Raw genomic sequence first — 12972 nt, forward strand, 5'->3', positions numbered from 1 at the left:
CGCATCCTTTGTGTCGGTAGAGGAATGACGCTAGCGCTTGCCGTCAGGCCCGCGCGGGCGCGCCGGGCGCCGCACCGCGTAGTGCAGCGACGAGGGCTGGAGCACGGCGCTGAAATTGACCGCGTCGCCCGTATCAGCCAGGGCCAGGCGGGCGTTGATGACGAAGTCGAGCCGGTTGGCGCTGCCGGGTACCGGCACCAGGGCGGCGCTGACGTCCTTCAGGCGCGGCTCGTGGGTCTCGATGGCGGTCTTGATGCTGGCGCAGATCGCGGCGCGGTCTTCCGCGCTGGTCAGGCAGAAGGCGGCAAAGTCGGCCAGGCCGTAGTTGAGGATGGAAGCGCGCGCCTGGGGGAACTCGTCGAAGATGCCGGGTGCGAGCGCGACGCGGGTGTTGAGCAGCGCCTCGAGGTCGCGCGCCACCAGGTCCTTGATCTGTTCGATCGTCAGGCGCGGGCTGGCGGCGCCCGCTTCCCGGCGCTCGTCCATCAGGCGGTCGAGCACCCCGGGTGTGAAGCCGTTCATGCGTTTGTCCTGGAAGGAGAAAAAGCAAGGAAGCGTAAGGCGTACCGTGCGCGGCACGGTACGCCGGTTCGTCCATATGGCGGGACTCGAGCTGCTCCCCGGCGCAGCAGGCAGCGCGCCGGGGGCGGCCCTTATACGATCTTGTTGGCGGCCAAGTCCCAGCCGCCCGAGGTATTGCCGCCGGCGCCGCCGGTCACCTTCTGCTGGGTGTACTTCCATTTGATCTTCGAGAACTTCAGGCCGACCTTCTCCTGGATGATCGCGCCTTCCTCGACCTTGGGCTTGATGGCGCCGATCAGGACGTTCTCCAGCTCGATCTCGAAGTACTTGATGCGGTCGCCCTGCCCGTCGGCGCGCATGAATTCCAGCTTGGCCTTCGGGATAGTCTTGCCGGCCGAGCAGGTCTGCAGCAGGACCGGCGAGGACAGGTCGGCCAGCTTGTCGATCACGACTTCCTCGTGTTCGCAGCGCTCGGCGGTGTGGCCGCCGCCGGTCGAGGCGGTGGCCGAGCGCGGTTGCTTCACGCCCCAGGTCACGGAGGTGCACTCGATCCAGTCCTTGTGCTTGTCGTCCATCGATTCGCCCTTGATGCCGTCGATCTGCAGGTACACGTCAATTGCCATTTTTGTTTACTCCAGTTTTCAGGTTAATGGTGGATCAGCTTTTGGTCGACTGCGGCAACTCCGCGACCAGTCGGAGCGAAACGGACAATTCATCAAGCTGGAAGTGCGGGCGCAGGAAGGACACGGCGCGGTAGCAGCCCGGGCGGCCCGGCACTTCCGACACCTGCACGCTCGCTTCGCGCAGCGGGAACTGCGCCTTCTGTTCCTGGCTCGCGTTGTCGTCCAGGAGCACGTACTGTGTCAGCCAGCGGTTCAGGTAATCCTCGACGTTCGAGGCGGCGGCGAAGCTGCCGATCTTGTCGCGCATCATGGACTTCATGTAGTGGGCGATGCGCGAGACCGCGAAGATGTACTGCAGCTGCGAGGACAGCATGGCGTTGGCGTTGGCGGCCTCGTTGTTGTACTTCTTCGCCTTCTGCGCCGACTGCGCGCCGAAGAAGGCCGCGTACGACGTGTTCTTGCAGTGGACCAGGGAGATGAAGCCCAGGTCCGACAGCTCCTTTTCGCGGCGGTCGGTGATCGCGACCTCGGTCGGGCACTTCAGCGCGACCTCGCCCTCGTCGGTCTTGAAGGTGTGGGTCGGCAGGTTTTCGACCAGGCCGCCGCCCTCGACGCCGCGGATCGCCGCGCACCAGCCGTAGTCCTCGAAGGCGCGGGTCAGCTTGGATGCGAAGGCATAGGCCGCGTTGCACCACAGGTACTTGTTGTGGTCGGTGCCGTCCACGTCCTCGACATAATTGAAGCCTTCGGTGGTCTGGCCATCGACCGGGTTGAAAGGCAGGCGGCCGAGGAAGCGCGGCAGGGTCAGACCGACGTAGCGCGAATCCTCGGACTCGCGGAACGCCTTCCACTTGGCGTATTCGACGGTGTCGAAGACCTTCGCCAGGTCGCGCGGCTTGCCGAGGTCGCCGAAGCTGTCGATGCCGAACAGTTCCGGCGCGGCCGAGGTGATGAAGGGCGCATGGCTGGCGGCGGCCACGTGCGACATCTGTTCGAGGAAGTACATGTCCTCGGGCTGGCGGCTCATCTCGAAGTCGCCGATCAAAGCGCCGTAGGGCGCGCCGCCGAAGGTGCCGAATTCCTCTTCGTAGATTTTCTTGAAGAGCGAGCTCTGATCGAATTCGAGGGCGGCCTGGAAGTCCTTCACCAGTTCGCGCTTGCTGGCGTTGAGCATGCGGATCTGCAGGCCGGCGCTGGTCGAGGAGTTCTTCACCAGGTACTGCAGGCCGGTCCAGCTGCGCTCGAGCTTCTGGAACTCGGGCGCGTGCATGATCGCGGACAGCTGGGTCGAGATCATGCGGTCCAGCTCGGCCAGGCGCGCATCGATCATCGCCGACAGGTTGTTCGAGACCACCATGGTGCCCGACATCACCTGGGTCACGAGTTCCGAGATCAGGTCGCGTGCGCGGGCATGCTCGCTGTCGGAGCTGGCGACCCGGCTTTGCTCGACGATCTGGTCGAGCAGGGAATTGTCCAGTTCCAGCGCGGGCTTGGCCGCCTGTTCGAGGATCGCCGCCATTTATTTCTCCTCCGTCTTGCGCAGGCTTTCGAGCTTTTCGGTATTGCCCAGGACTTCGCTCAGGATGTCGTCGAGCTTGTCGTTCCCCGCCAGCTTGTTGCGCAGGTCGGCCAGCTTGGTGCGCGCATCGAGCAGGCCTTTCAGGGGGGCGACCTGCTGCACCACCGCCTCGGGCCGGAAGTCGGCCATTTCGCGGAACTGCAGCTGCACGGCGAACTGCCCGCCCTCTTCCGTCAGGTGATTCTCGACGCGAAACTGGGTGGCCGGTGCGATCCCGCCCAGCACCTCGTCGAAGTTGGAGGCGTCGACATTGACGAACTTGCGGTCCTTGATGCGCTTTTTCTCGGCCTCCGGGTCGGCGCCAAAGTCGCCGATCACGCCGACCACGAAGGGCAGCTCCTTGTTTTCGATGGCGTCGCCGATCTCGACGTCATAGGTCATCTGCACGCGCGGCGCACGCACTTTCTGCAGGCGTTTCTGCACGCTTTCACTTTTTGCCATGTCGACTCCAGGGTGGGGAAGACGGACCGGCCTGCGCCGGTCCACGGGGGTTTATTTAAGCGCGCCGAACGGGTCGCTCGACGAGGATGCGGTGGTCTTGGCCGGGGTCTGGGACGTGGACGTGCGCGTCGTCCGCTTCACCGGGTTCTTGGGCTTGACGGCGCCCGGCACCAGCACTTCCTCGCCCAGGCTGGCGCGCAGCAGCTTGGCCAGGTCCTGGGCTTCAGACTTCACGTCGCTGTTGATCTTGTTCATGCGGGTCAGGTCGGCCAGGGCCTCGCTCGATACCCGCAGGCCGCTGACGGCGGCGATGCTGTGGGCCAGGGTGTCGTCGGGGTCGCGTTCGAGCGCTTCCTGCGCATTGACGATCGCTTCCCCGTAGTCGTTGGCGTCGAAGCGCATTTGCGCCATGCGTAGCCAGGGTGTCTTGTCGGTCGGGAAGGCCTGGGCGGCGCCCTTGAGCACGGCAAAAGCCTTGTCGGCCTGGCCCGCGGCCACCGCCGCATCGGCCTCGGCCACTGCGGCGGCGACGGTCGTCGCCTTCGCAGCGCCGCCGGCCCCTTCACCGGTGCTGGCGCAGGCCGCGAGCAGTGCGGCGCAGGCGACGGCCGGTATCAGACGTTTCAACATCATGTCGGTCTCCAGTGCGTTGAACCAGACGCCATTATTCGGCAAGCGTTCCGACAAGAATTGCGCACAGTCAACATTTACACGCTTGGAGGATGCGCCGCATGAAACCTGCAGAGCTTGCGGAGCCTCAGTCGCAGAACACGCCAGTGCTGTTAAATGAGCATTGGCATAATTTACGAAAGGCAAGAATCCAATGAGAGCCCTTCCCTGCCTGAGCATCCTTGTCGTCGCCGCGGCGCTTGCCGGATGCGGCGGCAGCCTGCAGGCCATCGCCGGCAAGGCGCCCGAACTTCCCGAATCGCAAAAGCCGCCACGCGCCGTCCCGGTCCGCCTGCACGCCGCGGCCAGGCTCAACGTCGACGCCCAGGGCCGTCCGCTGGCCCTGGTGGCGCGCGTCTACAAGCTGCGCCAGAACGCCGCCTTCGAGCAGGCGCCGTATGCCGCCTTTCTTACCCCGGCCGCCGAGAAAGAGGCGTTCGGAGCCGACGTGGTCGAGGTCAAGGACGTCACCCTGGTGCCGGGCCAGCGCTACGAGTCGGTCGAGAAAGTCACGCGCGAGGCAGGCTACATCGGCGTCGTCGCCCTTTTTCATTCGCCGGCGCCGCAGCGCTGGCGCCTGGCCTTTGCCGCGCCCGAGGCCGAAAAGGCGGGGCTGACCGTCGGCCTGCACGCCTGTGCGCTGTCGGCCGGGGCGGGCGCCAAACCGACAGTTGTCGAAGTCAAGACGCCCGGCTCTGCGCGCTGTCAATGAGCCTGCGCGGCTTTCGATCAAGCTCAACATTTTCCGAGAACAATTTCTTTGTGAGGTGTTCGTGAACATGCCATCGAAATTGCTGTGGGGCGAAGGGTTGTTTTTACGCCCCCAACATTTCCAGCAGCAGGACCGCTACCACGAGGCGCGCCTGAACCAGACCGCACGCGCGCTGCATCCGTATTGCTGGGGCGTGCGGCGCCTGGAACTGGACCATGAGGCGCTCAAGTCCGACACGCTGCGCATCGACGCGCTGTCGCTGGTCTTCCCGGACGGCGAGCTGTACCGCGCGCCCGAACTCGATGCCCTGCCGCTGCAGGTGCGCCTGGGCGACCTGCCCCCGACAACCCAGACCATCACCTTCCACGCCGCCCTGCCCGCGCTGAAACCCTACGGCGACAACTGCGCCGAGCCGGACGAGGACCACAGCGACGCCCGCTTCGTCCAGCACGAGCGCGAGACCCAGGACCTGTTCACGCGCGCGGCCGACGCCCCCGTGGTCTACTTGAGGAAAACCGTGCGCCTGGTGTCGGACCTGGATGCGCTGGAGGCGTTCGACAGCTTCCCGCTGGTGCGGCTGCGCCGGGTCGCCACCGGCGGCTTTGAAGTCGACCCCGGCTTCACCCCGCCGAGCGTCTCGATCGAGGGCGCGCCCGGCCTGCACAATGCGGTGGCGCGGCTGATGGAAAAGCTGCTTGCCAAGGTCAACACCCTCTACGGCCACATGCGCGAACCGAGCAGGAACGTGGTCGAGATCCGCGGCGGGGACATGTCCTCGTTCTGGCTGCTGCACACCGCGAGCACCGGCTACGCGGCGCTGTCGCACTACCTGAACCATCCCGAGCTGCACCCGGAGCGCCTGTTCGGCGACCTCCTGATGCTGGCCGGCGGCCTGATGGCCTATTCGCGCAGCTACAAGCTGGAGGACCTGCCGGCCTATTCGCATCTCGATCCGGGTCCCGCATTCGCGCGCCTGATCGACATCCTGCGCGACCTGCTCGACACCGTCGTGTCCTCGAAATACTTCTCGATCCCGCTGTCGAACGACCGTCCGTCCTACCACCTGGGCGCGCTCGATTCCGGCAAGATCAACGCCCAGGCCACGCTCTACCTGGCGGTATCGGCCGACATGCCGGCGCTGCAGCTGGTCGAGATCGTGCCGCTGCGCTTCAAGCTCGGCGCGCCCCAGGACGTCGACAAGTTCGTGCTCTCGGCCATGCCCGGGGTGCGCCTGGTGCACGCACCGCAGGTGCCGGCGGCGCTGCCGGTACGGCCCGACACCTATTATTTCGTGCTCGAAAACAAGGGCACGCTGTACGAGAACATGCTCAAGGCCCAGGCGATCTCGATCTACGTGCCGAACGGGATCCGCGACCTGCAGCTCGACCTGATCGCGGTGGTCGCATGAGCGCCCACGTCGAACGGCGCGCAGCGCCCCAGTCCGGCCGCGGCGCGACCGGCACCAGCCCGCAGAACCTGGTCGACCTGATGTACGAAGGTTTCTACGCCCTGTTCCTGCTGAAGAACGGCTGCGGTCCGCACGACAAGACCGCCTTCGCCGACCACATGACCGCCTTCCTGGGCGACGTCGACCGCAACGCCAAGGCCCTCGGCGTCGCGGCCGAGGACGTCACCGCCGCCAAGTACGCCTTCTGCTCGGCGGTCGACGAGATCATCCTGCGCTCGAACTACGATGTGCGCGAAGCCTGGGAGACGCGCCCGCTGCAGCTGCGCGTGTTCGGCGACCAGCTCGCCGGCGAACACTTCTTCCACCGGCTCGAGGACCTGCGCGCGAAGGGCAGCGTGCACCTGCAGGCGCTCGAGGTCTTCCACATGTGCCTGCTGCTCGGCTTCCAGGGCCGCTACGCGCTCGACGGCCAGGACAAGCTGAACTACCTGGTGGCGCGCCTGGGCGACGAGATCGCCCGCATGCGCGGCAAGAACCGCGGCTTCGCGCCGCACGCCGAGCGGCCCGACCAGATCACCAACACGCTGCGCAGCGATTTGTCGCTGTGGGTGCTGTCGGCGGTCTTCGCGCTGGCCGGGCTGGCGGCCTATGTGGGCTTTCGCGCCAAGCTCTCGCACGACACCGAGACCACCCTGGCCAGCTACAACGACCTGGTGAAGCTGCCGCCGCGCGCGGCGAACGTGACGATCACCCTGCCCTAGCCTGCACCCCGCCCGGCTTGCACGGCAGGGCGAAGTCGACGTGGTAGTGTTCGTCGTGCCGGATCCACGGCCTGCCCTTCATGAAGGGCAGGCCGTGCAGCTTCTGCGCCTGGCTGGTCTTCATGAGTTCCGCCATGAGCGGCGGATCGAAGATCACCAGCGCGATCCCCACGTCGTTGCGCCGCGCGGCTTCCCGCAGCTCCACCAGGTGGGCGGCCAGCGCCTCGAAGTCGATGCGCAGCTCGCCCGCGCGTCCGCGCGCGTCGAACTCCAGTCCATAGCCGAACTTGTTCAGGGGCGAGGACGGCAGCGGCACCGATGTTCCTTTTCCGTCCACCACCGGCACCATGAAGTCGACCGACAGGCCGTTCTGGTGGGTCCTGTGCGGCCGTATGCGGCCCCCGTTTTCCAGCCCGGTCTCGCCATAGACGAAGCGCTTGCCTGGCACGCCGCGCGCCAGCGCCGCATAAGCGTCGAGCAGGACGTCGCGCACCCGCGCGTGCACATGGGTGCGCCCCAGTTGCACGCCGAGACGGCTGTAGGCTTCGAAGTTGGGCCCGGCGGCGGGCAGCGCGACCGCGCCGTCGATGCTGCCGGCGCCGACGCGGCCGTAACAAGTGCTGGCCTGCGCCGGCGCGAGGGCAAGAAGAAGTGGAAGCAGGAGGAAATGAACGTGTCGTCTGGCTGGGTATGCGGTCACTGGACAACCTTGAACTCGATGCGGCGATTGCGCGCGCGGCCCTCGATTGTACGATTATCCGCCACCGGCCGGTCGGGACCCTCGCCGGACACCGCGATCGAGTCCGGGTGGATGCCGCGCGCGGTCACATAGGTCTTTACGGCCTCGGCGCGCGCCTGGCTCAGCGACAGGTTGCCGGCGCGCGAGCCGGCGTTGTCGGTGTGGCCGATGACCTCGACCTTGATGCCGTTCAGCTTCTTCATCGCCTCGCTCATCTGGTCAAGGATCGCCATGCCCGAGGGCGTCAGCGCCGCCTTGCCCGACTCGAATTCGATGATGCGGTTGGCCAGCGCCGCGTCGAGCACGCCCTGTTCCGAGACCGCCACGCGCAGGCCGTTGTTGACGGTGTAGGTCGGATTCAGGCTGGCGGCGATGTCGCCGGCGATCTGCTGGCGCTGCGCTTCGCTGGCGACGTCGCCGCGCAGGCTGACGTTGCTGCCATCGACCTTCAGCTGGCCGCGGCTGATCAGCTTCAGGTTGGGGCCGATCAGGCGTCCCACGTAGTCGTTCCAGTTGGCCGGCGTGGCGACACGGCCGACCGAAAGCTGGTCGACCACGCGCTCGGCGCCGTAGACCTCGCGCAGGCGCGCCAGCAGGCTGGCCTTGCTGGCTTCGTCGGCGACCGTGCCGGCGACGACGATCGGCGCCCCCGGCGCCGGGGCGGCCTGCGCCGCGCCAGCCGGTGCCGGAGCGGGTGCCTGCGCATGGACGGCGCCGGCGAGCAGCAGGGCTGCGATTCCGGAAAGTGGTTTGTTCACGGTGCGCCTCCGATGAAGGTCTTGAGGAACAGCTCGCGCGCGAGCTTCAGGGGCAGCTGCGGCTGGTCGAGGTAGCTGGCCAGCGCGCGCACGTCCACATCGAGGCCGAGCTGCTCGTCGATCCACGCGGTGTCGTTGAAGCGCACCTGCTGCTCCAGGCCGACCAGCGGGTCGATAATGCCGCGCAGGGTCTGGACGGCGGCGCCGGAAAAGCCGATCACCAGCACCGGATTGCCGTCCTGGCGTGTAAAGAAGAGCGCCAGGTCGAAATCGATGCGCCGCACGAAAGGGGCCACCAGCTCCAGCCAGAACGCCGCCACCGGCGCGCGCAACGACTCGTCCTCGGGCAGCGGCAGCACCAGGCTCTTGTCGACCTGGGCCGGCTTGCTGTGCATCACCGGCTGCAGCAGCAGGCCGAGCGCGAGAATGAGGCGGCTCGCCTCGCTGTCGCCGAGCAGGCGCGAGAGCGAACTGACGGTGCCGGTGGCCAGGAAGCCCGCCAGCGCGCTGTCGCATTCGCCGAGCGGCACCACCGCTTCGCTGATGTGCTGCAGATGAGGACCAGGATCAGGCGCCGCCACCACCTGCGGCGCCGTCGCTTCCAGGAAGGACCAGAGGGGCGCGAAGGCCAGCGGGCAGCGCGAGACGAAGGCCGGCGGATCGGCCACGTCCAGGGTGCGCATCATCAGGAAGGGAAAGCGGCGCCCGGGCGCGTCGTGGCTGGCGACCAGGTGGCCGGCCACCGCGTGCTTGCGCGCCGGGCCGGCAAAGACGAAGCTCACCGGCGCCATGGCGTCGTAGTCGATCTTCCAGCGTGCGCTCGACGGCAGGCGCTGCATCACCGCCGCCAGCCAGTCGTCGAGCATGCCCATGGCCGGGGCATCGTGCGCGACCTTGACGAAGTCGCTGCGCGCCGGGATCTTGCCGAAGTAGCCGATCCGGTCCAGCAGGGCCGCACGGGTCATTGCGCACCTCCGGCCACGGCCATGGCGGGGGTTTCGGCCGGCCGGCCAACGATGGTCACCGGCAGGCGCAGGCCGCGGAAGCCCTGGCTGGCCGGAGCGCCGCTGGCCGCGCCGGCTTCGGCGCTGCTGGTGATCTTCAGGTCGACCGCCACCGTCACGCTGCCGGCGCTCCAGCGCAGTTCGTGGACGCCGCCGTCCTTTTTCTTCTTCGCCGCCGCTTCGATCATGCGCTTCAGGCCGAACTGCCCGGGCTCATTGAACAGCTCCACGCTTCGCCCGTCGAAGGTGACCGCGGTAATGCGTGCGCCCGAGGTACCCTGCGGCCCCGGATGGACCATGTTGGTCCAGACCGGCGGCGTGTTCCGGTAGCGCAGCTGCTGGCCATCGATCTCGATCGTGTATTCGGTCGTACCTGGCGCCGGGGCGGCCATCAACTGGAACACCGTCTGCGGTCCCGACGAGGCAGACGAGGCCACGCCATTGCTCGACAGGGGCGCGACCCAGCCTGGGAAGGCCTGCACCGCCTGCGGCGCCAGCGTGATGCCGATATCGGCCCAGGTACGCGGCGAGAGCACGTCGCCGCGCCGCACCACCAGCGGCCCCATGGAGGTATTGACGAACTTGGCGACCGCCCCTTCCGGACCGAAGACCTGGCCGATCTCGGCGCCGGTCGCCTCGATCTTGCTGCCGGGCGCGAACGGGTACTTGTCAGCCAGGGTCTTCTGGAAGGGCTCGACCACCTGGGCCTGCCAGGTCTTGTTGATCTCGGACTCGGACGGCTGCACGACCATCGCGAAGGTCTGGACCAGCGGACGCACCAGCAGGGGCCGCAACGCCGCCTTCTGCGGTTCGGTCATCCCGGTCAGCATCTGCTCGTCGACGTACTTGAGCGCGTCGGCCAGCTCCGAGCCGCTGCCCTCCAGCGTCTGCTGCATGAACTGCTTGGCGCCGGGGCCCGGGTCACCCTGGTTCTTCAGCTGGTTCAGGCGGGTGCGCAGGCGCGACAGCGCGTCCAGGTACCCGCTCATCAGCGAGGCCTCTTTCTCCTTCGCGCCGACCAGCCGCGCCACGCCCGCAAACTCGCGTCCGATCGGTCCCATCGCGCCCGCAGCGCCAGCTCCAGCTCCCAGCGGCCCGACCGCGTCGGCCAGCGTGCGCGCGTCCGAAGGCGCGCGGCGCAGCACCACTTCCTTGAACCAGGCCAGCAGGCCGCGTTCGGTCTTGCCCAGGTTCGCGCGCACCGCGCTGGGATTGTCCCAGGAAGTCTCGTCGTAGATGGTTTTCAGCAGGCGCGCCAGCGGGGAGTTCTGCGGGTCGCCCAGGCGGTTCATCGCCTGCACGCTGGCCTCGAATCCCTTCAGGTCTGCCACCGTCACGCCCTGCACGAACTTGCCCCACTCCTTCGCATACTCGGCCTTGTACATGTCGACCAGGGTCTTCTGGATCTGCTCCGGGCTGCCCTCCAGCGTCAGGTCGTCCTTGGCGGCGGTCTTCAGGACCCAGTCGGTGCTTTGGGTCTCGCGGTTCGACGCTTCGCGGATTGCGCCTTGCACGTACTTGTCCCAGGCGTCGCGGGTGAAGGCGCCGCTGACAGCATGGCTGCCGGCCAGCAGGCCCTGGTCGTGGTCGCCGACGATGCGCGCCACCGTCACCGCCGGGAAGCGGGTGGCGGCGCGGGTCTTGATGTCGGAATAGACGCGCTCGCGCGCCGGGGTGCCGCGCACCACGCGGCGCAGGTTCTCGCGCACGCCGTCGAGCAGGCCGAGCTTCAGGGTGACCTGGGGCCAGGCCTGGTCGCCGATCTGCCCGAGGTGGAAACTCAGGAGGCGTTCGGCGCTGCGGATCATCTGCTCGCGCGGCATCGCGCCACGGTTGGCTTCCAGCCAGGTGCGCCAGTAACGGGTCAGCTGGTCGTTCAGGTGACCGGGCTCGGCGTGGCTTTTATCGCCCAGCATCAGGTAGGTCTTCAAGGCGTTGTAGGCGTCGGCGACGTTGGTCGGCGAGACATCCTGGTAGGGCTGGCCCGGCCGCGCGGTCGGTGCCGCAGGAGCGTTCGGATCGAGTGCGGCGGCGTTGGCGTTCACCTCGGCCAGCATGGTTTCCAGCGCGGCGGCGACCGGCTCGACCATCACCGCACGTACGCCGGCGAAGTATTCGTCGCGCAGCTTGCGCTCCAGTTTTTCGCCCTGGTAGAGGCCGAAGGACAGCGCCAGGGGCTGGTCCTGCTTGTATTTGTCGAGCTGCTCGATCCGGTCCTGCAGGATATCGAGCGCTTCCAGGCGCGACTGCAGGTCGATGCGTTTGTCCTGCATGCGCATCACCTTGTCGAGGTCGGCCTGGACATTGGCGACCAGCTGCTGGTTGCCCATGTAGGACCAGCTCCAGCCGCCCAGCGCGGCGCCCAGCGCGATCGTGGCGGCGAAGAAGGCCGCGTACTTCAGGCGTGCGCTGGCCGGGTTGGTGTAGCGCTTGACCAGCTCGCGGTCGGCGAAGATGACCTTCCTGAACAGGTCGAGCAGGAAGTAGCCGCCGCCCTCCCCGGCCTGGTCGTTTTCGCCAACGCGCTGTTCGTGCAGCTCGAGGTCGAAGCGGCTGGCCACGCGCTTCGAGGCCAGGTCCTGTACCGCCCCTTCCTGCAGGGCGCTGGTGAAGTAGAAGCCGCGGAACACCGGCTTGAACTGGTAGGTGTTTTCCTCGAACAGGGTCGAGAGGAAGGCGCGCAGCGGGGTCTTGATCGACGCGAATTCGAGCGGGAAGGTGAAGACGCCGGGGCGCATCTGGGCGCTGCGGTTGCCGGCCATGTTGGCCAGGCTCAGCTCCTTCAGGCCATCGTGCAGCTCATCGAAGTGCGTATCGAAGAAGGCCAGCACATCCTGCGGCGTGCTGCGCCGGTTGTAGCGCAGTGTCGCGCCCCAGATGCGATCGCGCTCGGTGCGCTCGCTGTCGTGGAAGAAGTCGGTGAAGCCGGCGATCAGATCGGCCTTGGTGAAGATCACGTACACCGGCGCATACACGCCCAGGCGCTCGGTCAGCTCCTGGACCCGGGCGCGCAGGCTCTTGGCCAGCTCCATCGTGCTGCTGGCCGGGCCGGCGGTCAGCTCGGCCACGCTGACGGCAATGATGATGCCGTTGATCGGCGCGCGCCGGCGGTGCTTTTTCAGGAGGTCGAGGAAGCTGAACCACTCGGCGCGGTCGCCATCGAGGACCGAGTAGCGGCCGGCGGTATCGAGCAGGATGCCGTCGGTAGTGAAGAACCAGTCGCAGTTGCGGGTGCCGCCCACGCCCTGCACGGCCTTGCTGCCCGGGATCGGGAAGGTCAGGCCGGAGTGGGCGATGGCGCTGCTCTTGCCCGCGGCCGGATTACCGATGATCATGTACCAAGGCAACTCGTACAAGGCCTCGGCGCCGCGGGTCAGGCCAAGCTTCGAGGTCTTGATCGTGTTGATCGCCTCGAGCATGTTCTTGCGCAGCACCGCGACCTCGCTCTTCGGTCCGTCCCCCTGTCCGCTCTTCTCGCTGCCGGCCGCGAGGCTGGCCGTCAGGCGTTGGGCGACGCGCCTGCGCCACAGGCGCCGCAGGCCCCAGTACATGCCCCACAGAGCCAGCAGCGCCAGCGCCGCGATCAGCGACCAGATCAGGCCAAGTTCGATGGTCTCGGCGCCAAGCAGGAGGAAACCAAGCAGTGCGGTAATGCCGATCACGACGAGCACGCGGCTGTCGATGAGGAACTTCCAGAGACGGGCCATGGCGGGAGCGTGTTTAGGTTGGGAAATAAGTTCAGACAGGCAATGCTCG

The 12972-nt window shown here is 67.1% G+C and carries 12 protein-coding genes; 3 read left to right on the top strand and 9 right to left on the bottom strand.

From position 1 onward, the window contains the following. Positions 1–30: 30 nt before the first annotated feature. The 5 genes from tssE to ACSUZJ_RS16335 form a co-directional block, all read right to left on the bottom strand. Positions 31–522, bottom strand: a complete 492-nt coding sequence (gene tssE, locus ACSUZJ_RS16315) for a type VI secretion system baseplate subunit TssE (protein ID WP_499409898.1) — start codon at positions 520–522, stop codon at positions 31–33. Positions 523–653: 131 nt separating this feature from the next. Beyond that, a complete protein-coding gene (locus ACSUZJ_RS16320; protein WP_499409899.1) occupies positions 654–1145 on the bottom strand; it encodes an Hcp family type VI secretion system effector in 492 nt (163 codons plus the stop codon). Positions 1146–1179: 34 nt separating this feature from the next. After that, positions 1180–2664, bottom strand: coding sequence for a type VI secretion system contractile sheath large subunit (tssC, locus tag ACSUZJ_RS16325; protein ID WP_499409900.1), 1485 nt, complete (start codon positions 2662–2664; stop codon positions 1180–1182). Continuing rightward, positions 2665–3165, bottom strand: a complete 501-nt coding sequence (gene tssB / locus ACSUZJ_RS16330; RefSeq protein WP_499409902.1) for a type VI secretion system contractile sheath small subunit — start codon at positions 3163–3165, stop codon at positions 2665–2667. A 51-nt stretch (positions 3166–3216) separates the two neighbouring features. Next, positions 3217–3798 carry a tetratricopeptide repeat protein gene (locus ACSUZJ_RS16335; protein WP_499409903.1) on the bottom strand — a complete coding sequence of 194 codons (582 nt, stop codon included), beginning with the start codon at positions 3796–3798 and terminating at the stop codon, positions 3217–3219. Positions 3799–3988: 190 nt separating this feature from the next. Here ACSUZJ_RS16335 and tssJ point away from each other — a divergent pair, with 190 nt between their 5' ends. The 3 genes from tssJ to icmH all read left to right on the top strand — a co-directional run bounded on the left by tssJ (position 3989) and on the right by icmH (position 6715). Continuing rightward, positions 3989–4546, top strand: coding sequence for a type VI secretion system lipoprotein TssJ (tssJ, locus tag ACSUZJ_RS16340; RefSeq protein WP_499409905.1), 558 nt, complete (start codon positions 3989–3991; stop codon positions 4544–4546). 61 nt (positions 4547–4607) lie between these two features. Next, entirely contained in the window at positions 4608–5954 is a 1347-nt protein-coding gene (tssK, locus tag ACSUZJ_RS16345) for a type VI secretion system baseplate subunit TssK (RefSeq protein ID WP_499409906.1), read from the top strand. Next, positions 5951–6715 carry a type IVB secretion system protein IcmH/DotU gene (gene icmH / locus ACSUZJ_RS16350; RefSeq protein WP_499409907.1) on the top strand — a complete coding sequence of 255 codons (765 nt, stop codon included), beginning with the start codon at positions 5951–5953 and terminating at the stop codon, positions 6713–6715. The genes tssK and icmH overlap by 4 nt, the downstream gene beginning before the upstream one ends. Here the strand turns inward: icmH and ACSUZJ_RS16355 are convergent. Genes ACSUZJ_RS16355 through tssM form a run of 4 tightly spaced genes read right to left on the bottom strand, consistent with a single transcriptional unit; the run spans position 6702 to position 12923 of the window. Next, positions 6702–7415: a penicillin-insensitive murein endopeptidase gene (locus tag ACSUZJ_RS16355; protein WP_499409908.1), complete on the bottom strand. Its 714-nt coding sequence runs from the start codon at positions 7413–7415 to the stop codon at positions 6702–6704. The two genes, icmH and ACSUZJ_RS16355, sit on opposite strands and share 14 nt — an antisense overlap. Next, on the bottom strand, positions 7412–8212 hold the full coding sequence (locus ACSUZJ_RS16360; RefSeq protein WP_499409910.1) for an OmpA family protein: 801 nt from the start codon (positions 8210–8212) through the stop codon (positions 7412–7414). Before ACSUZJ_RS16360 ends, ACSUZJ_RS16355 begins: the two co-directional genes overlap by 4 nt. Beyond that, on the bottom strand, positions 8209–9177 hold the full coding sequence (gene tagF / locus ACSUZJ_RS16365; protein ID WP_499409911.1) for a type VI secretion system-associated protein TagF: 969 nt from the start codon (positions 9175–9177) through the stop codon (positions 8209–8211). Before tagF ends, ACSUZJ_RS16360 begins: the two co-directional genes overlap by 4 nt. Then, positions 9174–12923, bottom strand: coding sequence for a type VI secretion system membrane subunit TssM (tssM, locus tag ACSUZJ_RS16370; protein WP_499409912.1), 3750 nt, complete (start codon positions 12921–12923; stop codon positions 9174–9176). Before tssM ends, tagF begins: the two co-directional genes overlap by 4 nt. Positions 12924–12972 lie beyond the last annotated feature (49 nt).

This window comes from Telluria sp. B2 (assembly GCF_051789535.1).
Lineage (GTDB): Bacteria > Pseudomonadota > Gammaproteobacteria > Burkholderiales > Burkholderiaceae_D > Telluria.

What these genes read in the sequence shown, in the direction of transcription:
- tssJ (WP_499409905.1), top strand. Translation starts at nt 3,989, where the DNA reads ATGAGAGCCCTTCCCTGCCTGAGCATCCTTGTCGTCGCCGCGGCGCTT.
- tssE (WP_499409898.1), bottom strand. Translation starts at nt 522, where the DNA reads ATGAACGGCTTCACACCCGGGGTGCTCGACCGCCTGATGGACGAGCGC.
- tagF (WP_499409911.1), bottom strand. Translation starts at nt 9,177, where the DNA reads ATGACCCGTGCGGCCCTGCTGGACCGGATCGGCTACTTCGGCAAGATC.
- ACSUZJ_RS16335 (WP_499409903.1), bottom strand. Translation starts at nt 3,798, where the DNA reads ATGATGTTGAAACGTCTGATACCGGCCGTCGCCTGCGCCGCACTGCTC.
- tssB (WP_499409902.1), bottom strand. Translation starts at nt 3,165, where the DNA reads ATGGCAAAAAGTGAAAGCGTGCAGAAACGCCTGCAGAAAGTGCGTGCG.
- tssM (WP_499409912.1), bottom strand. Translation starts at nt 12,923, where the DNA reads ATGGCCCGTCTCTGGAAGTTCCTCATCGACAGCCGCGTGCTCGTCGTG.
- icmH (WP_499409907.1), top strand. Translation starts at nt 5,951, where the DNA reads ATGAGCGCCCACGTCGAACGGCGCGCAGCGCCCCAGTCCGGCCGCGGC.
- tssC (WP_499409900.1), bottom strand. Translation starts at nt 2,664, where the DNA reads ATGGCGGCGATCCTCGAACAGGCGGCCAAGCCCGCGCTGGAACTGGAC.
- ACSUZJ_RS16320 (WP_499409899.1), bottom strand. Translation starts at nt 1,145, where the DNA reads ATGGCAATTGACGTGTACCTGCAGATCGACGGCATCAAGGGCGAATCG.